The 20,142-nt window shown below is 71.0% G+C and carries 18 protein-coding genes; 6 read left to right on the top strand and 12 right to left on the bottom strand.

What is annotated here, in order from left to right; translation table 11 throughout:
• Window positions 1–2: 2 nt before the first annotated feature.
• From AB0B61_RS14195 to AB0B61_RS14150, 10 genes are all read right to left on the bottom strand, one after another.
• Window positions 3–2,705: a BTAD domain-containing putative transcriptional regulator gene (locus AB0B61_RS14195; protein ID WP_358431718.1), complete on the bottom strand. Its 2,703-nt coding sequence runs from the start codon at window positions 2,703–2,705 to the stop codon at window positions 3–5.
• A gap of 75 nt (window positions 2,706–2,780) precedes the next feature.
• Window positions 2,781–3,197 (bottom strand): flp pilus-assembly TadE/G-like family protein, encoded by a 417-nt coding sequence (locus tag AB0B61_RS14190; protein WP_358431716.1) that lies wholly within the window; start codon window positions 3,195–3,197, stop codon window positions 2,781–2,783.
• Between the two features lie 71 nt (window positions 3,198–3,268).
• Complete coding sequence (locus AB0B61_RS14185; protein ID WP_358431714.1) at window positions 3,269–3,712, bottom strand: TadE family protein; 444 nt, start codon at window positions 3,710–3,712, stop codon at window positions 3,269–3,271.
• Window positions 3,709–4,101: a TadE/TadG family type IV pilus assembly protein gene (locus AB0B61_RS14180; protein WP_358431712.1), complete on the bottom strand. Its 393-nt coding sequence runs from the start codon at window positions 4,099–4,101 to the stop codon at window positions 3,709–3,711. Before AB0B61_RS14180 ends, AB0B61_RS14185 begins: the two co-directional genes overlap by 4 nt.
• An 89-nt stretch (window positions 4,102–4,190) precedes the next feature.
• On the bottom strand, window positions 4,191–4,412 hold the full coding sequence (locus tag AB0B61_RS14175; protein ID WP_357948787.1) for a hypothetical protein: 222 nt from the start codon (window positions 4,410–4,412) through the stop codon (window positions 4,191–4,193).
• Complete coding sequence (locus tag AB0B61_RS14170; protein WP_358431711.1) at window positions 4,412–5,332, bottom strand: type II secretion system F family protein; 921 nt, start codon at window positions 5,330–5,332, stop codon at window positions 4,412–4,414. Before AB0B61_RS14170 ends, AB0B61_RS14175 begins: the two co-directional genes overlap by 1 nt.
• Before the next feature lie 17 nt (window positions 5,333–5,349).
• Window positions 5,350–6,192: a type II secretion system F family protein gene (locus tag AB0B61_RS14165; protein ID WP_358431710.1), complete on the bottom strand. Its 843-nt coding sequence runs from the start codon at window positions 6,190–6,192 to the stop codon at window positions 5,350–5,352.
• A complete protein-coding gene (locus AB0B61_RS14160) occupies window positions 6,189–7,487 on the bottom strand; it encodes an ATPase, T2SS/T4P/T4SS family (RefSeq protein ID WP_358431708.1) in 1,299 nt (432 codons plus the stop codon). Before AB0B61_RS14160 ends, AB0B61_RS14165 begins: the two co-directional genes overlap by 4 nt.
• Window positions 7,488–7,572: 85 nt before the next feature.
• Window positions 7,573–8,289 (bottom strand): hypothetical protein, encoded by a 717-nt coding sequence (locus tag AB0B61_RS14155; RefSeq protein WP_358431706.1) that lies wholly within the window; start codon window positions 8,287–8,289, stop codon window positions 7,573–7,575.
• A gap of 1 nt (window position 8,290) precedes the next feature.
• Window positions 8,291–8,956, bottom strand: coding sequence for a hypothetical protein (locus AB0B61_RS14150; protein WP_358431705.1), 666 nt, complete (start codon window positions 8,954–8,956; stop codon window positions 8,291–8,293).
• 453 nt (window positions 8,957–9,409) lie between these two features.
• Between AB0B61_RS14150 and AB0B61_RS14145 the strand changes: the two genes are divergently transcribed.
• Window positions 9,410–14,554 (top strand): FtsK/SpoIIIE domain-containing protein, encoded by a 5,145-nt coding sequence (locus AB0B61_RS14145; protein WP_358431703.1) that lies wholly within the window; start codon window positions 9,410–9,412, stop codon window positions 14,552–14,554.
• Between the two features lie 140 nt (window positions 14,555–14,694).
• Here the strand turns inward: AB0B61_RS14145 and AB0B61_RS14140 are convergent, their stop codons facing one another.
• Window positions 14,695–15,306, bottom strand: a complete 612-nt coding sequence (locus AB0B61_RS14140; protein WP_358431701.1) for a helix-turn-helix domain-containing protein — start codon at window positions 15,304–15,306, stop codon at window positions 14,695–14,697.
• 144 nt (window positions 15,307–15,450) lie between these two features.
• Between AB0B61_RS14140 and AB0B61_RS14135 the strand changes: the two genes are divergently transcribed.
• Both AB0B61_RS14135 and AB0B61_RS14130 read left to right on the top strand, forming a co-directional pair.
• Complete coding sequence (locus tag AB0B61_RS14135) at window positions 15,451–16,185, top strand: SDR family oxidoreductase (RefSeq protein WP_358431699.1); 735 nt, start codon at window positions 15,451–15,453, stop codon at window positions 16,183–16,185.
• 33 nt (window positions 16,186–16,218) lie between these two features.
• Complete coding sequence (locus AB0B61_RS14130) at window positions 16,219–16,842, top strand: NAD(P)-binding domain-containing protein (protein ID WP_358431698.1); 624 nt, start codon at window positions 16,219–16,221, stop codon at window positions 16,840–16,842.
• Between the two features lie 395 nt (window positions 16,843–17,237).
• On the opposite strand, the gene AB0B61_RS14125 is transcribed toward AB0B61_RS14130, so the two are convergent.
• The gene (locus AB0B61_RS14125; RefSeq protein ID WP_358431697.1) at window positions 17,238–17,678 is read right to left on the bottom strand and encodes a hypothetical protein; all 441 of its coding nucleotides are present in this window, start codon (window positions 17,676–17,678) and stop codon (window positions 17,238–17,240) included.
• On the opposite strand from AB0B61_RS14125, the gene AB0B61_RS14120 reads away from it, so the two are divergent.
• From AB0B61_RS14120 to AB0B61_RS14110, 3 genes are all read left to right on the top strand, one after another.
• Window positions 17,668–17,859 carry a hypothetical protein gene (locus tag AB0B61_RS14120; RefSeq protein WP_358431696.1) on the top strand — a complete coding sequence of 64 codons (192 nt, stop codon included), beginning with the start codon at window positions 17,668–17,670 and terminating at the stop codon, window positions 17,857–17,859. The two genes, AB0B61_RS14125 and AB0B61_RS14120, sit on opposite strands and share 11 nt — an antisense overlap.
• A 313-nt stretch (window positions 17,860–18,172) precedes the next feature.
• A complete protein-coding gene (locus AB0B61_RS14115) occupies window positions 18,173–18,748 on the top strand; it encodes a TetR/AcrR family transcriptional regulator (protein WP_358431695.1) in 576 nt (191 codons plus the stop codon).
• 186 nt (window positions 18,749–18,934) lie between these two features.
• Complete coding sequence (locus AB0B61_RS14110) at window positions 18,935–20,137, top strand: Cmx/CmrA family chloramphenicol efflux MFS transporter (RefSeq protein WP_358431694.1); 1,203 nt, start codon at window positions 18,935–18,937, stop codon at window positions 20,135–20,137.
• Window positions 20,138–20,142 lie beyond the last annotated feature (5 nt).

The raw sequence follows: 20,142 nt of genomic DNA, 5'->3' as shown, positions 1-20,142 counted from the left end.
CCTCATGCCGTCGACTCCCTCACTATGTGGATGCGCCACGACGGCAGCAGCTCGTCGATCAGCGCCTCGGTCTCGGGCGCCATCCCGCCGCCATAGGGGTGGGAGGACGAGCGCCTGGTCAGCCCCTCGACGACCGTCCGGAGCCGCAGCATGTCCCCGGTGGCGTGCGTGGCCCGCAGCAGGTCGCGCCAGAGCCCCTCGTCGTCGGTGGCCAGCAGCAGGGCCGCGCGTACGGCCGCGACCGCGGCGTCCGGCTCGCCGTGCGCCAGCCGGAGCTCGCACAGCCGGTGGGCGGCGTCGGCGACCCCGGCCGCGACGTCGTACTCAAGGTCGTCGCCCGCCAGCCAGGCGTATCTCCCGAGCGGGCGCCCGCTCAGCAGCGGGCCTCTGACCAGGCCGAGCGCCTTCTCCAGGAGTACGGTGCGCGCCGTGGGATCGCCGTGCGAGCGGCGGACCAGCTCGCGGAAGAGTGCCCAGTCGGTGCGTACCGCGGGCCCCAGCCGCAGCCTGCCCGCCTCGTCGACGTGCAGGTGCTCGCGGCCCAGCCAGTCGACGACCCTGGCGATCGTGGCGTCCCTGACCATGGGCTGCACGCCGCGCGGCCACAGGACGCCGCCGAGCACGACGGGGTGTACGCCGCCGGGATGCGTGGCCAGGTAGACCAGCAGCTCGGTGGCCAGCGCCATCCGCCCCTCTTCGAGCGGGTCGCGGCCGACGATCTCGATGGGGCCGAGCATCCTGATCTCCACCGCGGGCGGCGCCAGCTCCTCCAGCGGCTCCGCCTCGGGCACCGCCTCGCCGTCGAGTCGCTCGGCCGTACGGAAGAGGTCGATCAGCGCCTGGTAGTGGGGGCGCGGCAGCAGCTGGGCGGTCACCTCGAAGCCCAGCTCGGCGATCTTCGCCTTGCCGTCCTCGGTGATCTCCAGAGTCCAGGTGGCGTGCGGCACGTCGCCTGTCACCACGTATCCGGCGGTGTCCTTGCGGGCGAGCAGCGCCAGGCGGCGCGCCTCCTCGTGGGTGGGGGCCACGGCGGACAGCAGGTAGTGGGCGTCGCGCGGGCTGCCGGTGACGCGCCCGGTGAGCACCTCCTGGCGCGGAGCGGCGGTGGCCTCCAGCTCGGGCAGCACCTCGGCCAGACTGCCCACGGCCCTGATCCGGTCGGGCGCGATCGCGGTCAGCTCGTGGCCGAAGCCGATGAGCGTGATGCGCATCCGGTCGGACCAGCGGTTGGTCGCCAGCTCCACGGCCAGCGCCGCGAGCGCCGCGGTGGTCTGCGGGCCGCGGATGTTGATCAGGCCCTGCGCCGCCTCCAGGTCGATCAGCACCCGGCCGCTCTCGTCGGCGCCGAGCGAGACCAGCCCCGGGTACGGGGCGCCGCCGGACTGCTCCTCCAGCAGGCGGCCCTCGTGCGCGGCCAGCCGCCACACCTGGCCGCCGTCCTGGGCCGTCCACGGCGCGGGCGCGTCGCCGTCAGGCGGGTGGATCCACAGGTCGAGGTTGCGTGGCGACAGGTGGGCGGCGTAGACGGTCGGCGGGGTACGGCCCTGCGTGGCCAGCTCGGCGCCGAGCAGCCTGAGCCCGATGTCGAGGATGCGCGTGCCCGGCGCGTCGGCGCCCAGCCGCAGCGCGACCTCGGCCTTGGCCGCGTCGTCGCGCGGCCGGACGATGCGGCGGCCGAACGCGCGCCGCCACAGCTGCTCGCGCCGCCGCCTGGCCAGCACGACCAGCAGGCCGGCCGCGGCCAGCGACGCGGCGGCCAGGTAGTCGGTCAGGTCGACGCCGGGGCTCTGCACGACGGGCTGCTCGGCTCCGGTCTCGTGTCGCGCGTGCGCCGGCGCCGGCCCCTGCTTGACGCTGGAGGTCTGGCGCGCCTCGTCGGCGACCCGCTGGTGTTCGCCGTGCGACCCCGCCGGATGCTGCTTCAGTGTCTGGGCGCGCGCCTGGTTCACCGGCACGACGTGCGCGTGGCGCGCGTCCTCGGGCATGTCGAGCACCCAGCCCGGCCTGATCAGGTCGGCCATCCGCAGGCGGGTGCCGTCGGGCTGCTCCTTGTGCTGGTTGAGCCGGTAGATCTCCGGATATCGGCGACCGTCACCCAGGCACTTCTCGGCGATCTCCCACAGGCTCTCGTGGTGCCGGCCGTGGGGCGGCTGGACCACGTACACCTTCTTGGTGGCCTGCGCCTCCACCGGCTGCTCGACGATCGGCGCGGAGTAGGCGACCGTCGTCATGGGCGGCGCGGTGGGCGGCGGCGCGGCCAGCTTGATGAGGGGCACGACCATGGCCCCGGCGGTGAACAGCACCAGCACGGCCGAGACGAGCTTGTTGGCCAGCGCCTGGGACCCGCCGGACAGCGGCACCCTGGCGGGCATGCCCACCCTGCGTACGCCCGCGTAGACCTCGACGATCACGCACGAGAAGAACTGCAGCCAGGCCAGCCACACCAACAGCACCAGGACGGCCGTGATCGTGCTCGGCCCCACGCGGCTGTTGAGCACATCGAGATTGAGCAGTTCGGGAGAGATCGGCGGCCCGACGAACGTGAGCAGCGCGTACGGCACACCGCCGACGATCGCCACGAGCACCGCGAGCGCGCCGAGGCCGGCCAGCACGTCGCCCACGCTCCGCCTGGCCGGGATGCGCACGGGCGTCTGCCCGGGCCCGTGCGGCCGGCCCGCTGGACGCGCGGGGTCTCGCGTCGGCATCGGCTCTCCCTTCTCCGTGTTCAGGGTCCTGCGTGGTGGTGCTCTGATCCATCGAGTGAGCGGAATCGGTCTGGCTCACCTGGCCTGCGGCCCGGCCGTGGCCTCGCCCTCCATCTCGGTGCCGGGGAAGCCGATGGCCTGCAGGAAGAAGGCCGTCCAGCGCACCTTCACGGCGACGGTCACGCTGTCCTGTCCCTGCGCGACGGTGCACGTGCCCCTGGTCACGTCGGCGCTGCCCGCCGCCGCGACCACCTCGTCGGCCCGGTCGCACACCTGGCCGTCGCCGAGCAGCCGGATCTCGCCCGTCTCGTGGAGATGGTCGGCGTCGATCTGGTCGGCGCCCGCCCGCGCGGCCTGCTCGGCGACGTCGGCGGCCCGCAGCCGCGCGTTGATCGCCCCGCCGCCGTCGACGAGCAGCCCCGCCAGCAGGAACACCGCCACGGAGAACAGCACGGTGAAGACCGACATCGACCCGCGGTCGCGGCGGCTCACACGGTCACGGCGGCTCATTCGGTCGCGGCGGCTCATTCGCTCCTCTTGCATCGCTCCAGAGGCACGGCGGCTCATTCGGTTCTCCTGAACTGCTCCAGGGGCACCACCGAGGTGCCGGTCATCCGCTTGGTGCCGGAGAACCCCAGGAAGCTCAGGTCCAGCTCGCAGGTGACCTCGGCCTGCACCTGGCCGCCCTCCTCCCACTTGGAGCCGCCGAGGGAGACCGCCGGGCTCTGGCATCGCCCGTCGAGCGCGGCCTTGACGCTCCTGTCGGCCGCGTCGCCCGCGTCACCGAACGACCGCCGCACCGAGGCGGCCCGCGCCGCGTCCCGCGCGGCGCCGTTGACCTCGCCCTGCGCCTCGACCAGCCGGCCCGCCCCCGCCAGGAACATCAGGAACAGCAGGAAGACGGGCGCCAGCATGACCGTCTCCACGGCCATCGAGCCGCGCTCCCGCCGCCGGTTCTGGCTCGTCCGCAGCCGGTTCTGGCTCGTCCGCAGCCGGTTCTGGTTCATCCGCAGTCGTCACCCCCGTCGTCCGGGCGGAAGCACTCGACGGGGCCGCCCGAGGTGGCCGTGATCGTGAACGTGAGCTCCGGAAGGAGCGGGATGACCTGTACGGCGCTGCCGGTCACAGTGACGAAGCGCTCGTCGGGATCCTTCTCCGCGGTCGTGACCGCGGCGTTCGACAGCAGGCGGGGTCCGATGGCTCGGACGATGTCGGTGGCCTTGGTGGTGGCCGCGCCCTCCCAGTCGCCCGAGTCGAAGGGGGCCGACCTGGCCACCCTGGCGCCTTCCTTGGCGGCCGCTTCGGCCACCTGACGGCCGTGGAACCAGAGCGCCACCTGCACGATGAGCAGCACGACCGCCAGGATGACCGGCATCAGCAGGGCGAGCTCGATCACGGAGGCGCCGCGGTCGCGTCGTGCTCGGCGGCGCCGTCCCGCAGGTCGGCTTGGTCCCCGAGGTCGCCCGCGCGGGCGCCGGGCACCTGTCATGTGCGCCCGCCGGTCTGGCCGAAGCTGGTTTGGAGTTCGCTCTGCTTCCCCTCGACCAGCTGCTTGATCAGCGTGGCCAGGCCGAGAGCGACGCCGGCGATGATCGCGGAGATGATCACCCACTCGACCGCCGAGGCGCCCCGGCTGGGGGCGGTGCGGGCGCGCTGGATACGCACGCTGAGGCATGCCTGCAGGTAGATGACCCAGGGATGATTCATTAGGACCCCAACATCTTCATAGCGGCGGGATAACTGAGAAAGATCACGAAGCCCGCGCAGAGCAGCAGCTGGGCGACGAGCATCGACTGGGAGCGCTCACCGGCGCGGCCCTCGATCTCGGCCAGCTCGCGGCGGCGCAGCGTGGCGGCCCTCGCGGTCAGGGAGGCGCGGACCTTGGCGCCGTCGTCGGCGACCAGGCCGAGCGCGGCGGACAGGTCGCGCAGCTCGTCGACGTTGATCTCCTCGCCGAGCTGGCCGAGCGCCTGCCAGGGGGTGATGCCGACGATCCTGGCGCCGGCCAGCGCCTCGCGGATGCGCGACATCGCCCAGTTGGGCTGGTCACCGCTGACCGAGACCGCCATCATCAGCGCCTCGGGCACGCCGCGACCGCCCGCGAGGTTCATCGAGACCAGGTCGAGGAAGGCGCCGACGACGTGCCGGAAGTCGCGTCTCTTCGCCGCCGCGTCGCGTCGTACCTGAACGTCGGGCAGGAAGAAGAAGACCAGCGACACGAGTACGGCCGACCAGAACGGGACGGTCAGGGACGTACCCCAGCCCATCAGCGCCAGCCAGCCGAGCAGCACCGGGAACGCCAGCAGCCCGGCCGACGCGAGCAGCGCCTTGGTGGCCAGGTAGCCCTCGAACGACCGCCCGACCAGCGCCAGGTCGGCCTTGACCGACCGGACCTCCCACCCCCGCGCCTGGTAGAGGCGGGCCAGCCGGACGCCCAGGCCGCGGCGGAAGGCGGAGACCTCCTCGTCGGGCAGGGCGAGCTGGATGCGCGGCGCGTCGGCGTCCTCGCGGACGGCCTCGATCGCCAGCAGCCGCGACACGAGGCCGGGGCGGGCCGGGAACAGCGCCCTGAGCAGCAGGAACAGGCCGAGGCCCAGCACGCAGCCCGCCAGCACACCCTCAACCATGACCGCCCCCTCTGTCTCTATCCATTGCCGTCTCCCACGAGCAGGCGGGTGGGCTTGTCGAAGCGGGCGAGCCGCCGCATCCAGGCGAATCCGGCGCCGAACAGCCCCGCCACGACCGCCAGCACGGCCTGGCCGAGGAGGCCGCGGTATTCGCTGACGTAGGAGGGGTTGAAGACGACGAGCAGCCCGGCGAAGACCAGCGCGGTGATCACCACGATCTGGACGCTGCGCCTGGTGGCCCGGCGTTCGGCCTCGACGCGGCGGCGCATGTCCAGCTCCTCGCGGGCCGACACGGCCAGCGCCCCGAGCACGTCGCGCAGGCCGGGGCCGCGCAGCTTGGAGTTGAGTATCAGCGCGGCCACCACCAGGTCGGCGGAGGGGTCGTCGAGCTCGTCGGCGAAGAGCGCGAGCGCCTCCGGCAGCGCCATGCGGGTGTGCAGGCGGTCGACCAGGGCGCGCAGGTGCGGTTTGAGCGTGGGCGCGGCGGCCCTGATCGACGACGGGATGGCCTGTTCGAGCCCGGCCGCGCCGGCGATCGTGTCACGCAGCGACTCCGTCCAGGCGGCCAGCCCTTCGAGGCGGCGCATGGCGGCTCGTTCCTCGGCGGCGCCGCCCGACAGGCCGCGCCAGGCGAACACCAGCAGCACCGTGCCCACCGCCGCGACCGCCCAGCCCGTCACGACCAGCACCAGGGTGGCGGCCACCGCGGCGATCGCGGTGCGGGTGGTGAGCGTCTTGAGCAGTTCGCGCTTGGGGCGGGCGGGGCGGACGCGCATGCCGTACAGGGAGAGGAAGAACAGGAACAGTCCGCCGCCGACGAGCGCGCCGGCGAGCAGGGCGAGGGGATCGAGGTCGATCACAGCCAGCCTCCGGGGTTGTATCCGTGGGCGGCGAGCTCCTCCAGGCAGGAGACGGGGGCGTGGGGCAGGGCGGCGCCGTCGGGGCCCGGGATGAACACCTCGCTCGACAGGACGCGGCCGTCGCAGCCGTTGACCTCGCGGATGCTGGAGACGTAGCGCCGCAACGTGCCGCCGCGGCTGTAGTCGTTGCGCTTCTCGACGAAGACCACGAAGTCGATCGCGCCCGCGATGAGCATGTGGGTGGCGTCGATCGGCAGCCGCTCGCGGGCCTGCAGGGCGTAGGTGGAGATGCGGTTGAACACCTCCATGCTGGAGTTCGCGTGGATGGTGGACAGGGAGCCGTCGTTGCCCTGGGTCATCGCGTTGAGCATCGTGACGATCTCGTCGCCGAGCACCTCGCCGACGATCACCCGGCTGGGGTTCATCCGGAGCGACCTCCTGACCAGCTCGGCCATGCTGATCTCGCCCTGGCCCTCGGAGTTGGGCAGGCGCTGCTCGAAGGCGACGACGTTGGGGTGGAGCTCGGGGAACTGGTCGAGGCCGAGCTCCAGGGCTCGTTCGACGGTGATCAGGCGCTCGTGATGCGGGATCTCGTTGGCCAGGGCCCTGAGCAGGGTGGTCTTACCGGCGTTCGTGGAGCCGGCGATCATGATGTTCTTGCGGGCGCCGACCACCGCGCTGAGGAACCTGCCCACCTCCGGGCTCAACGTGCCGTTGCCCACGAGGTCCGACATGAACACCTTGCCCAGACGGGCGCGGCGGATCGAGACGGCCGGCCTGAGCGTGACGTCCATGACGGCGCTCAGCCGCGAGCCGTCGGGCAGGCGCAGGTCGAGCTGCGGGTTGGCGGTGTCGAACGGCCTGCTCGACAGCCCCGAGTAGGCCGCCAGGATCTGGATCAGCTCGATGAGCTCGTCATCGGACTCGGCGACCGGCTCCTGCATGAGCTCCTGGCCGTCGGCGTAGCTGACGAAGACGCGGTCGCAGCCGTTGATGTCGATGTTCTCGACCTCGGTGTCGTCGAGCAGCGGCTGGAGGCGGCCCACGCCGAACAGCGCGGCGTGGATCCCGGCCGCCAGCGCCTCCTCCTCCTCGACCGTGGGCGGAGTGCGGCCCAGGCCGATCTCGCCGCGCGCGTGCTCCTCCAGGACCTGGGAGATCAGCGCTCTGGCGAACTGGCGCTCGTCTTCGCCGGTCATCGAGACCAGGCCGTTGACCTGGTCGAGGCGGCGCTGGTGGGCCAGGCGGTCGCCGACTTCTTGGCGGAAGCGCTTGACCAGGGAGTGATCGATCACGGGCTGCTCACTCTCGCGAGGACGCGTGTCGTACTCCCGGTTGTACGTAGCGGACCTCTCGCGAGGTTGAATGCCATGCCGAAATTCATAGATTGCTCACCAGCCGTCCCGCGAGATCGCGCGCCGTGCGGATGAGCAGACAGCGGTCGAGGCGCCCGCCCCACTGGCCGCGCAGCAGCTCGGCGCCCTTGGGGTCGTGCGCGAGGCCATGGACGAACTTGACGCTCGGACCGACGATCCTGCGTACGTCGTCGATCGAGGAGCGGTAGTTGCGCGGGTCGGCGATCACGGCGACGCCGTGGGCCTTGGTGATGGACAGGCGTTCGCGCAGGTGGGCGACGTGGTCGAGGGTGGCCCTGGTGAGCAGTACGACCTGCTCGGCCTGCGCCATCAGGTCGCCGATCTGCGGATGGCCGCCGAGCCGGCCGCAGTCGGCGATCACGTCGGCGTCGGGGATGGCGGCCAGCGCCCGGCCCAGCGGACCCCACAGCCAGGTCAGCCCGGCCGCCTGCTCGCCGTGGGTGAGCCCGGCCAGCACGTCGAGGCCGCCGACGATCTTCTGGGTGTGCTGGTGGATCTGCGCGGGCTCCAGGCCGCGCCGGGCGGTCGCGGCCAGCGTGAGCAGGCCCTTGCCCGGGTTGAGCACGCCGCCGTCGGCCGCGGGCAGCCGGTAGGCGAGATCGCCGCCCGCGGGGTCGCATTCGGCGAGGAGTACGGGACGCGGCCACACCGCCGCGAGGGCCGTCGCGGCGGTGGTCACACCAGGCGCGCCCTTGTCGGCGGCCAGTACGATCAGCGCCACGTCAACTTACTCCGGGCAGGTCGGCCACGGCGATCTCACCGCTGGAGGCGTATTGGACAATGGTCTTCGCCGCCGGGGCGTCGACGATCACGGTGATCAGGATGGATCCGCCGGCTCTGCCGCCGTCGCTGACGCTCTCGACGAGGGCGCTCTGTGCGAGTACGCGGCTTTCCGCCTGGTCGGTGCGGCCGGGGACGTACACGACCTGGACCCGATGGCTTCTTTCCAGGCCCGCTGGGAACTGTCCCGGTTTCAGGGAGAGGCCCACCTTGGCCTTGCCGGGCACCAGCTCGCTGCTGGCTCTGACGCCCATGTTGTGGGTCAGCAGGGTGCCGGGCACGATCGTGACGGCCGCGAAGCTCTTGACCACCTCGAACCTCTGTGACCAGGAGACGTAGTCGAGACCGGTGTTGGCGATCTGCACCTCTTCGAGCGCGGCCGGGGTGAACTGCTGGCCGGCGCCGATCTGCTGGGTGACCCTGATCGCCGAGACGCGGTCGCCACTGCGCAGCACGAGCAGCGTCGTGGCGAGCGCGCCGCCGAGGATCAGGAGCACGGCGAGAGCGGCCAGGGCGGGTTTGCGTTCGCGGGGTGGCACGGGGAGCTTGCGCGAGGCAGGGCCGGACAACCCCGCCGTGTTGACGGCAGGCTTTTCACTGGTCCTCATGGGTGGGGGGCTCCCATTGTGAATTGTCGAATTCACGCCATTATGTGCACCCGCCGGTGGGGGCGGGGCTGGAATGCGAGGAACCATGCTCGTTTCGCAGGTGGCGTGGTGTCAACAAGAAATAATCAATGCCTATTGTTTACAGTGAGTTGACCTGGGTGGTTTTTCGGGATAAGCGCGGCGATGGCAGGACAGATCGGGGTTCTTGGGGAACCCTAACCTCGCTGACGTGGGCCGATCCACGATGCCTCTTTTTTCACACCATTCCCTTCCTTAACATGCGATGGCTGCTACGTCCTAAATGGGCAGCCAAATCATCTACTTTCCACAGGCCGTAATTACCGTCCGCGGTTATCCACAGGTCGGCCCATCCATGCCATTGCCGCCAACCTCGGGACCTACCCTTTGTTCTGGCGTTACCTTTGCGCCCAGGCCCGATCGAGGAGACGGCACATGCGGATCATGCTCACCGTGCTCGGCGAGCAAGGCGATCGTGACGTTGTGATCGAGGGTGACAACGGCGCCACGGTGGCGAGGGTGAGTGAAACCCTCAGCGGTCAGGCACCGCTGGCCGAGGTCGTCCGCCTGCCCAGGGCGCGCGCTCCCTACGGCATGTCGGCGACCGACCCCGGCGCCCGCCCCTCGGCGCGGCACACCCGGCCCGGCGGATCATCCGAGTCCGGCCGGTTCGACGCCCCCCACTCACCTGACGTCCCGGGCGCCCGCGATCCTGATCGGCGTGCGGTCGGCGGCGCGTCCATCCGGGATCGGGGCGACGGGCTTGGCCGGTCGGGCGACGGGTTCGGCCGGGCGGGCGCCGTGCTCTGGCGCAACGGGCGGCCGCTCGACCCGCGCGCCATGGCCGGGGCGGTGCTGCGCGACGGCGACAAGGTCACCCTCGACGCCCACCTCGCCCGCGCCACGATCATCGAGGAGCCCGGCGGCGTGGCCGAGGTGCGGGTGGTGGGCGGCCCGGCCGCGGGCGCCGTTCACCGCCTGGGCCTGGGCGTGCACGTCATCGGATCCGACCCGATGTGCGCGATGACCGTCGCCGACCCGTCTCTCGCCCCCGAGGCCGCCATCCTGCGTGTGACCCCCGACGCGATCACGGTCGAGCCGGCCCGGCACCGCGCGCCCCAGCAGGCGCAGCGCCTCAAGCTCAAGGGCCGGTGGGCCGACGAGGTCGCCGAGCTCACCGCCCGGGTCGCCGAGCGCGAGGCGGCGGAGGCGGAGCCCGTCCACTACGAGCCGCCCGAGCTGGCCGCCCAGCCACTCACCGAAGCCGTCGACTGGACCGAGCACACGCTGCTGACCTGCGGTTCCTCGGTGTTCACGCTGACCGCGATCGAGCCGCAGGACGCGCACCTGGCGCCTCTCCCGGAGGGCGGCGTCGCCTACAACCGGCCGCCACGGCTGCGCAGACCGGAGCCCGAGCGCACCTTCGAACGCCCCCTGGAGCCCAGCCGCGCCGAGGGGATGCGCCTGCAACTGCTGGCCGCGCTCCTGCCCGCGGTGATGGGCGTCACGCTGGCCTATGTCATGCGGCAGCCCTACTACCTGCTCATCGCCCTGATGACCCCCCTCATCATGATCGGGCAGTGGTGGAGTGACCGCCGCCACGGCAAGAAGCAGCACAGGAAGGCCGCCAAGAAGTACAAAGAGCGCCTGGAGGCGTACGAGCTGGCGGTCGAGCAGGCCAGGGCCGAGGACGAGCTGATCCGCCGATCCGACGCGCCCGACCCGGCCCAGGTGCTGCTCACCGCCACCGGCCCGCGCAGGCGGCTGTGGGAGCGGCGCATCCACGATCCCGACGCGCTGCGGCTCAGGGTCGGGCTGGCCGACCTGCCGGCCAACCTGGAGCTGTCCGAGGAGAAGGGCGGCGCGATCTCTCCGCCGATCTGCCGGTCCGTGCCGGTGGCCCTGGCCATGCGCCGGCTCGGCGTGGCGGGAGTCACCGGCCCCCGCGACACCGCGACCGGCCTGACCGGCTGGCTGATCGGCCAGGCGGCGACCCTGCACAGCCCCCGCGACCTGGCCATCGTGGTCTTGTCCGCGCACGCCGACGGCGAGCGCCGCTGGGGCTGGGTCCGCTGGCTGCCGCACTGCGCCCCGCGCGGCGGCGAGGACTGCGTGGCCCTGGTCGGCACCGACCCGGAGTCCGCCGCCCACCGCGTCGCCGAACTGGCCGCCCTCATCGACGAACGCCAGAACACCGCCATCCCCGAACTCGGCAAGATCCCCACCGGCTGGGACGACCTGGGCGGCCCGGAGACACCGGCTCTGACCTCCTATGACGTACGCCCCTACGACGTCCTCGTCGTGCTCGACGGCGCCCAGGTTCTGCGTGGCCTGCCCGGCATGCCGCAGATCCTGCGCCAGGGCCCCCGGTCGGGCGTCTTCACCCTCGCCATCGACGACGACCAGAGCCTGCTCCCCGAGGAGTGCGCCACCGTCGCCGCGTGCGCCGCGGACGGTCAGGTGCGCCTGCTCGGCGGCGGCCTGGAGGTCATCGGCCCGGTTCTGGCCGACCTGGTCTCACCGTCGTGGTGCGACCGCGTGGCCAGGGCGCTCGGCCCGATCCGTGACGTGAGCAGGGACGACCCGGCAGGCCATCTCCCCGAGGCGGTCCGTCTCCTCGACCTGCTGAGCCTGCCCGCCCCCTCCGGCCACGACCTCGCCACGCGCTGGCACGGCCACGGCTCCACGAAGGCGGTCATCGGCATCGGCCCCGACGGCCCGTTCTCCGTCGACCTGAGGGTGGACGGTCCGCACGGCCTGATCGCCGGCACCACGGGCGCGGGCAAGTCGGAGCTGCTGCAGACGCTCATCTGCTCGCTGGCGGTGGCCAACCGGCCGGACCAGCTGACGTTCGTGCTGGTCGACTACAAGGGCGGGGCCGCGTTCAAGGAGTGCGTACGGCTGCCGCACACGGTCGGCATGGTCAGCGACCTCGACGGTCACCTGACGCAGCGGGCCCTCGACTCCCTGGCCGCCGAGATCCGGCGCCGCGAACGCCTGCTGCTGGCCGCGGGCGCCAAGGACATCGACGACTACACCGGCGAGCCGCTGCCCAGGCTCGTGCTGATCATCGACGAGTTCGCGGCCCTGGTGGCCGAGCTGCCCGACTTCGTCAACGGCCTGGTCGACATCGCCCGCAGGGGCCGTTCGCTCGGCATCCACCTGATCCTGGCCACCCAGCGGCCGGCCGGGGTGGTCACGGCCGACATCCAGGCCAACACCTCGCTGCGGATCGCGCTCCGGGTCACCGAGCCCGCCGAATCCTCCGACGTCATCGACCTGCCGGACGCTGCTCACATCTCCAAGTCGACGCCTGGCCGGTGTTACGTGAAATCGGGGGTGGGGGCGGCGGCGGCCGTACAGACGGCCCGGGTGGGAGGCAGGAGCCCGGTGGCGAGCGTCTCGCTCAGAGCCGACCCGACGGGCGCGGGCGCGACACTCGGCCCGGGTGCGATGCTCGATCCCGGCCGCTTGGCGGGCAGCGGCGGTTTGGCGGGCAGAGGTAGCTTGGCGGGTGCGGGTGGTCTGGCGGGTGCGGGTGGTCTGGCGGGTGCGGGTGGTCGGCTGCGGGTGGTCGACGTGGACTGGCGGTCCTTGGGCAAGGCACTGCCGCCGCTCCCGGAGCCGCCGGAGGGGTCGACGATCACCGACCTCACCATCCTCGCCGACGCCCTCATCGAGGCCGCACGCCTGACCGGCGTACCGGAGCAACCAAGCCCTTGGCTGGAGCCGCTGCCCTCGGCCGTGACCCTCGACGAGGTCACCACTGCCTTGACGACTGGTCCGCTTTCCGGATCAGGAACGTTCACCGAAGTCGGTCCCCTGGCCTTCGGGATGATCGATCGGCCCTGGGCGCAGGACCGGCGCCCGCTCTCGCTGGACCTGGCCCAGGGCGGCCACCTGCTCATCGCGGGAGCCGCCCGCAGCGGCAGGTCCACCGCGCTACGGACGATCGCGGGCGCCATCGCCGCACAAGCCTCCCCGGCCGACGTACACCTGCACGCCATCGACTGCGGATCGGGCGCGCTGCTCCCGCTGATGGCCATGCCGCACTGTGGCGCGGTCGTCACCCGCGACCAACTCGACCGCGTCGAACGCCTGCTGTCCCGCCTCCGCGCCGAGGTGGGCCGCCGCCAGCAACTGCTCGCCGAGGCCGGACACGCCTCACTGGCCGAATACCGCCAGGCGGGCCACCGCCTTCCCTGGCTGGTGCTCATGGTCGACCGCTGGGAGGGCTACGTGGCGGCCTTCGAGGGCTACGACTACGGCCGCCTCACGGAGTCGCTCCTGCAACTCCTCAGGGAGGGTCCAGCGGTGGGGCTGCGGGCGGTGGTGACGGGCGACCGTTCGTGCCTGCTCGGCCAGGTCTCCACGGTCTTCGACGACCGCCTCCTCCTCCGCCTGGCGGATCCGGCCGACTACGGGCTGGCCGGCCTGCCGATGAAGGGCCTGCCCGCGTCGATGCCCGCCGGCCGCGCCCTCTCGATCGGCGAACACGGCATCATCGAGAGCCAGATCGCCCTCCTGACCCACGACCCGTCGGGTCCCGCCCAGGTAGCCGCCCTCCAGTCCCTCGCCCGCGCCGCGGCCCCGCTCCGCAGCGTCCCGACGTACGCATCCACCGCGGTGCCCCCGCGAGGCACTCCCCAGGCCGCTGCGGCCGCCTCTGCGACAAACCTCCACGAAGCCCTGGTGGGCGCCTCAGGCGACACGTCAAGCGGCACCTCGGGTGGCGCGTCGGGTGGCGCGTCGGGTGGCGCGTCGGACGGTAACATCCTGGGCGGCACGTCAGGTGACGACTTCCGAGGCGACCCGCCAGAGGGCTTGGGCGGAAGGGGTCGGTCGACTCGGCTGGGACGCGGCGCGTGGCTCTGGGAGGGAGAGCCGCCGCTTCGGGTCGACGCGCTTCCCATGCGTATCACCGCCGGCCAGGCTATGGACCTGGAACCGAACTTCACCCATCCATCGCCACTGTGGGCCCTGATCGGCGCAGGCGGCGACGCCCTGGCTCCGATGGGCCTGGACCTCCTCGCCCACGGCCCCGGCGCCGTCGTCGCCGGACCGGCCCGCTCCGGCCGCTCCTCGGTGCTGGTGACGGCCGCCAGGTCGCTCATCTCGTACGGCACGCCGGTCATCGCCATCGCTCCCCGGCGTAGCCCGCTACGTACGCTGGAGGGCGCCCTCGCCATCCTCGGTGGCGACGGAGCGGGCCTGCAGGAGCTGCTCGCCGACCGCGAACGCTACGTGGTGATCGTGGACGACGCCGAGCTGATCAACCCGGACTCCCCCCTAGGGACGGTCCTGGAAGAAGTCCTCCGATCAGGCCGAGACGGAGACCACGGCCTCATCATCGCGGGCGCGACAGGCGACCTGGCGACGGCCTACCGCGGCTTCGTCGCCGAGACCCGCAAGTCGCGCACCGGCGTACTCCTGTCGGTGCAGAGCCCGGCCGACGGCGACCTGTTCACGGTCCGCCTGCCGCGCGGCGCCGTCGGAGGCCCACCAGGACGCGGCCTGCTGATCACCATGGGCAACACAACCCCCATCCAAGCGGCCATCTCGGACACCGGCCCGCCGTAGAGCCAAGCGGCCATCTCGGACACCGGCCCGCCGTGAGCCAAGCGGACCAGACCTCGACCCGCCATGGAACCAGACGGACCAGACCTCGGCGATCCGGCACGCGACCGGCAGCGCGTCCAGCCCGGCCGCGAAGTGCCAAGTTAACTTGACACTTCCTCCCGTCGCCGGTCATCGCCGGCTGTGGCGGGGATGGCGTTGTCGATGAGGACGGCGGCGATGGCGGCGGCGGCGGGGAAGGCGTCGGCGTTGAGGACGCGGGTGCGGGCCGCGGCGCCGTCGATGAGCAGCGCGAGCTGCTCGCCGAGCTGTTCAGGGTCGGCGGCGCCGGCTTCGCGGGCGGTGTCGGCGAGCCGCACGGCGACGGCTTTCTTATAGTCGCGTGCGTACTGGGATGCGGGGTGCTGGGGGTCGTGGAGTTCGACGGCGGCGGCGATGTAGGGGCACAGGGGGGTGGTGGGGGGGACGTCGAAGGCGGCGAGGAGCCGTTCGCGGGGCGTGAGGTCGGTGCGGTCGAACACGCCGGACAGAACGGAGGGGTCGAACCGGCGCAGGTACTCGGCGACGAGTTCGTCCTTGCCGGTGAAGTGCTGGTAGGCCGTGCGCTTGGACACCTCGGCAGCCGCGCAAAGCTGGTCCATGCCGGTGCGGTTGATGCCCTGCTCGCGGAACAGCTGCTGGGACGCGCTGAGGATGCGCTCGCGGGCGCCCCGGCCGCGGCGGCGGCCCGTGGGGCCCTTTTCCCACTCCGTCATGGGTCCATGGTACCCCAGCTCGGTAATGACCGGTGTACATAGTTTGCGCCCCGGCCGCCCGCCCCGTACCTTAAGAACACAGGGCGGTGTACATAACGCCGTCACCCCAGGTGCGCACGGCACCACCGACCCAAAGGAGAGACCATGGGAAAGCTTGACGGCAAGGTAGCGGTCATCACCGGCGGCACCACCGGCATGGCGCTGGCCGGCGCGAAGCTGTTCGTCGACGAGGGAGCGCACGTCTTCATCACCGGCCGCCGCCAGGGCGCCCTGGACGAGGCCGTGAAGCAGATCGGCCGCAACGTCACCGGCGTCCAGGGCGACGCCGCCGACCTGGACGACCTGGACCGCCTGTACGACACCGTCAAGCGGGAGAAGGGCAGCCTCGACGTGCTGTGGGCCAGCGCAGGCGGGGGCGAGCCCGCCCCGCTCGGCGAGATCACCGAGGCCCAGTTCGACACCTGGTTCGGGCTCAATGCCCGCGGCACCCTGTTCACCGTCCAGAAGGCCCTCCCGCTCTTCAACGACGGCGGCTCCATCCTCATGACCGGCTCCAACGCCTCCCTCGGCGCCTTCCCCGGCTGGAGCGTCTACGCCGGCAGCAAGGCCGTCCAGCAGGCCTGGGCCCGTGTCTGGCTCAACGAGCTCAAGGACCGCCGCATCCGCGTCAACGTCCTGACCCCCGGCCAGGTCGCTACCGCCAAGCAGGAAGAACTCTTCGACGAGGCCACCAAGCGCCAGTTCGAGTCCCTCATCCCCCGCGGCCAGATGGGCCGCCCCGACGAAATCGCCACCGCCGCCCTCTTCCTCGCCTCCGACGACTCCAGCTACGTCAACGGCATGGAACTCGTCGCCGACGGCGGCACCACCGCCATCTGAACCGAACAACACACAACCAGGGCAGGACATCTCATGAGCAACGTCAGCATCATCGGCACCGGGAACATGGCTCGCACCATCGGAGCACGGGCGATAGCGGGCGGCAACACCGTCGAGGTCATGGGCCGCGATCAGTCCAAGGCCGCTGACCTGGCCAAGGCTCTCGGCGGCGGCGCCACGACGGGAGAATGGGGCACCGCCCCGGCCGGGGACATCGTCATCGTGGCCCTGTTGTACGACGGTGTCGTGCCGGTCGTCGCCCAGTACGGAGACGCTCTCGCGGGCAAGGTTATCGTCGACATCAGCAATCCCTTCAATTCCACGTCCGACGGGCTAGCCCACCGCGAGGAGACCTCGATCGCGCAGGAAGTCGCCAAGGCGGCCCCGGCCAGCGCCAGCGTGGTGAAGGCGTTCAACACCATCTTCCGTCATGTCCTGGACAAGGGTCGGCCCGACGTCTTCATCGCTGGCGACAATGCACAGGCCAAGGCAAGTGTGGAGGCGTTCATCGAGAGCCTCGGGCTGCGCCCGCTGGACGTCGGCAGCCTGAAAATGGCGCACTGGCTGGAAGGAGCGGGCATGGTCACGGTGGGCCTCGCCAACCACGGGGTGGGGAACTTGGACTTCGCCCTCAGCATCACCGAACTTCCCGTCTGAGCAAACGGTTGACGGATCACCGAAAAGGACTCGCCAATGAAGCTTGGTTTCACACCCGCGGGCGCCCTTGCCGTGACGGGCGTGCAGCTTGCCGAAGCGGCCCAGGTCCCACTTGAGGTCGGCCGGGTCCAGCTTGCACGCCTCGTTCACGCGCAGCCCGACCTCGGACATCAGCCGGCATGCGGTGTAGTTGCGGGCGGTCGGGGCGAACTTCCGACAGCTCGCCAGTTCCTGCCGCCACCCGGCGAACAACCGGCCCACCTGCCAACTCCGGCCCCCTCGCCTTCACCCTCACAGCAAGACGAACGACCAGGACGATAGACCTTCAGAATCCCCGAGATCTCATCAACACCCGAAGAAGCCGGAGCACCAGCGGATAGGCCCAGGTACTGGGGCTAGAGCGCGGTGTCGAATACGAGATCAACCGGGCCCTCACCAACGGCCTTGATCCGCTCCGTAAGGCCGTCACCGTAAGCGGTCACGGCGGCCCCGAGGTATGTCAGTTGGCCGGCGTACGTCTCTTCGGCGGTGGCGATCACCCGCATGCCGCGGATCAGGGCGATCTGCACAGCCGCGTAACCGCCGGTGGTTCCGGCCCCGTTGATCAGTATGGTGCTGCCGGCGGACAGGCCGAGCCGTGCGAGGTGCCAGTGGGCAGTGCTCAGTGCCATGGGAAGCGCGGCGGCCTGGGTCAGATCCAGTCCTTCGGGGACGGCGAACCAGTGTTCGCCGACTGGTTGGCCACCAAGCACGGGATGACCGACACGCTGCTCGCCATGGTCGATACCCGGGGAGATCTCCCTCGCCCATAGCCGCCGCGAGCTCTTGTCCGCCATCACCACCATCCTCGACGCCGGAGCCGCCGCCGCCGAGATCCGCACCGACACCAGCGCCGAGGACATCGCCACCGCTCTCCTCGGCATTCTCGCCGCCTGCGACAAACGCGGACACCGCGCCCAGGCGCAGCGGCTCCTCGATCTGCTGATGGACGGACTCAAGCCCCAGCCCACCCCCTGAGCGGAAACCCGCTCGCTCCAATCCGCTTCAGCCCCGGTCCACGAAGAACGAGCTGGCCCGGCCCATCGGGCATGCCCGGCCAGGGAGCGGCCGTACCCCGGTCCAGGCTCGAAACGACCAGGAGACCTCCGCCCGCATCTCCGCCGAAGCCGATCCTCTCCGGCGCTGCCGCTCCCGCCAACCCCTAACGGAACACCGCCCCCGCCCCATGTGAAGTCCAGGAGGGTCCGCAGAGCTACATTGCGTCCGGCCTCGACGACCGGTGCGCAGGCCATATTGCACTGATCTGTCCAAAACGTGCTACCGTCGCGGTATGGCGCGACCGAGGGAGTTTGAGGAGGAGCGGGCGATCGAGGCGGCCATGCGGGCATTCTGGAGCGCGGGCTACGAAGGAACCTCGACCCAGGACCTGTGTGAGGCCACCGGACTGGGGCGGAGCAGCATCTACAACACGTTCAAGAGCAAGCATGATCTGTTCGACCAGGCCCTGCGGCGCTACATGGACAGCAAGACCGCCTGGCTGATGGAGTTGCTCGAAGGCGATCTTCCAGTTCGGGAGAAGGTGCGGACTCTGTTGTGGCAGGCCGTCGATGTTGAGGTCGGGGATCCGATCGGGTGTCTGGTGGTCAACTCGCTGGTGGAGTTGGCGCCGCGGGATCCGGAGGTGGCCGAGCAGCTTCGGCGGGACGGTGAGCGGCGACTGGCGGCGCTTCGGGCGGCGTTTGAGCTCGGGCAGAGCCGGGGCGAGTTGCAAGCCGGTAAGGATCCGGCCGCGCTGGCGCATTTCGTGGTCGCGGCCATCAGTGGCATGCGGGTGATGGCGCGCGGGGGTTCGGATCGGGGGGCGCTGGAGTCGGTCGCGAAGACCACGCTCGATGCGCTTCTCTGACTTCCCGGACACGCACCACACGAGCAGTTGACGCCCCCGGACGCCCCCCACAACGCAGCGCCTGACGCAGTTACGCGCGAGCTGCTGCGGCCTTGCGCGGGCAGCCCGGGACCGCTCCAGATGAGCACGCGTCGTTTCGCGTCTCTTAATTTTGCACTGTTCTATCCAAAACTAGGAGGAGTTTCCATGCCGTTGGCCGTGTACATCCTTGGGTTGTCGATATTCGCCCAGGGCACTTCCGAGCTCTTGCTTGCCGGGCTGTTGCCCGAAATGGCGGCTGACCTGGGGGTGTCCGTCCCCCAGGCGGGGTTGCTGATCTCCGGGTTCGCGCTCGGGATGCTGGTGGGGTCGCCGGTGCTGGCCGTGGTGACCCTGCGGTGGCCGCGTCGTACGGCGTTGCTGACGTTTCTGGCGATCTTTGCCCTTACGCATGTCGTAGGGGCGTTGACACCGAGCTATGGGGTGCTGTTCGGGACGCGGGTGGTGGGAGCGTTCGTGTACGCGGGCTTCTGGGCGGTGGCCGCGGTGACAGCCGTGGGGCTCGTTCCGGAAGGAGCGCGGGGAAAGGCCATGAGCATCGTGGCGGGCGGACTTACCGTGGCCACCATCGTGGGGCTGCCCGCGGGGACGGTCATCGGGCAGCAGTTCGGATGGCGGGCGGCGTTCTGGGCGGTCACGGTGCTGTCGGGCCTGGCGGCGATCGGAGTGGTGGCCACCATTCCCGGCGGGCGGCCCGAGCCGGGGAGCGTGCCGCAACTGGGGCAGGAGCTACGGAACATGTTCAACTCGCGGCTCTGGCTCTCGTACGGGACGACGGCGCTGGCGACCGGCGCGGTGCTGGTCACGTTCAGCTATCTCGGCGCGATGCTCATCGACACCACCGGGCTGACAGCGGGGTGGGTTCCTGTGGTGCTGGGTTTGTACGGGGTGGGGTCGCTGATCGGCATCGGCCTGGGTGGACGCCATGCTGACGCGCGGCCTTTTACGACGCTGTACGTGGGCATAGCGGGAGTTGTTGTTATCTCGGCAGGCTTGGGGGTTTTCGCCGGGATGCCGGGGGTGGCGATCGGGTTGATCTTCCTGCTGGGGGCGTTCGGGTTCTCCACGAATCCGGCCCTGAACACGCGGGTGTTCACCGTGGGCAAGGACGCTCCGACGCTGGCCGCTGCCACCAACTTCTCGGCCTTCAACGTCGGGATCACCGTGGGGCCGTGGGTGGGTGGCCTGGCGATCGGGGCGGGGTTCGGCTATCCCGTGGTGGCCTGGATCGGGGCCGGGCTTGGGGTCGCCGCGCTCGGGACCGTGGGGTTGTCCGCCGCCCTGGACAAGAGGCTGATGCGTACGGGTGCCCCGGGCGCTCGCGAAGCCGTCATCCGAACAGGTGGCTGATGCCG

Source organism: Nonomuraea sp. NPDC049158, from assembly GCF_040648335.1.
In the GTDB taxonomy this organism is placed as follows: domain Bacteria; phylum Actinomycetota; class Actinomycetes; order Streptosporangiales; family Streptosporangiaceae; genus Nonomuraea.
Note: the sequence above shows the minus strand (reverse complement) of the source record. Positions and strands in the feature narration are given on the sequence as shown.

Bases quoted from the DNA above. Each gene is read 5' to 3' on its own strand.
- AB0B61_RS14185 (WP_358431714.1), bottom strand. From the start codon at position 3,712: ATGAACCAGAACCGGCTGCGGACGAGCCAGAACCGGCTGCGGACGAGC.
- AB0B61_RS14150 (WP_358431705.1), bottom strand. From the start codon at position 8,956: ATGAGGACCAGTGAAAAGCCTGCCGTCAACACGGCGGGGTTGTCCGGC.
- AB0B61_RS14130 (WP_358431698.1), top strand. From the start codon at position 16,219: ATGAGCAACGTCAGCATCATCGGCACCGGGAACATGGCTCGCACCATC.
- AB0B61_RS14125 (WP_358431697.1), bottom strand. From the start codon at position 17,678: ATGGCGGACAAGAGCTCGCGGCGGCTATGGGCGAGGGAGATCTCCCCG.
- AB0B61_RS14170 (WP_358431711.1), bottom strand. From the start codon at position 5,332: ATGGTTGAGGGTGTGCTGGCGGGCTGCGTGCTGGGCCTCGGCCTGTTC.
- AB0B61_RS14115 (WP_358431695.1), top strand. From the start codon at position 18,173: ATGGCGCGACCGAGGGAGTTTGAGGAGGAGCGGGCGATCGAGGCGGCC.
- AB0B61_RS14140 (WP_358431701.1), bottom strand. From the start codon at position 15,306: ATGACGGAGTGGGAAAAGGGCCCCACGGGCCGCCGCCGCGGCCGGGGC.
- AB0B61_RS14175 (WP_357948787.1), bottom strand. From the start codon at position 4,412: ATGAATCATCCCTGGGTCATCTACCTGCAGGCATGCCTCAGCGTGCGT.
- AB0B61_RS14145 (WP_358431703.1), top strand. From the start codon at position 9,410: ATGCGGATCATGCTCACCGTGCTCGGCGAGCAAGGCGATCGTGACGTT.
- AB0B61_RS14195 (WP_358431718.1), bottom strand. From the start codon at position 2,705: ATGCCGACGCGAGACCCCGCGCGTCCAGCGGGCCGGCCGCACGGGCCC.
- AB0B61_RS14110 (WP_358431694.1), top strand. From the start codon at position 18,935: ATGCCGTTGGCCGTGTACATCCTTGGGTTGTCGATATTCGCCCAGGGC.
- AB0B61_RS14135 (WP_358431699.1), top strand. From the start codon at position 15,451: ATGGGAAAGCTTGACGGCAAGGTAGCGGTCATCACCGGCGGCACCACC.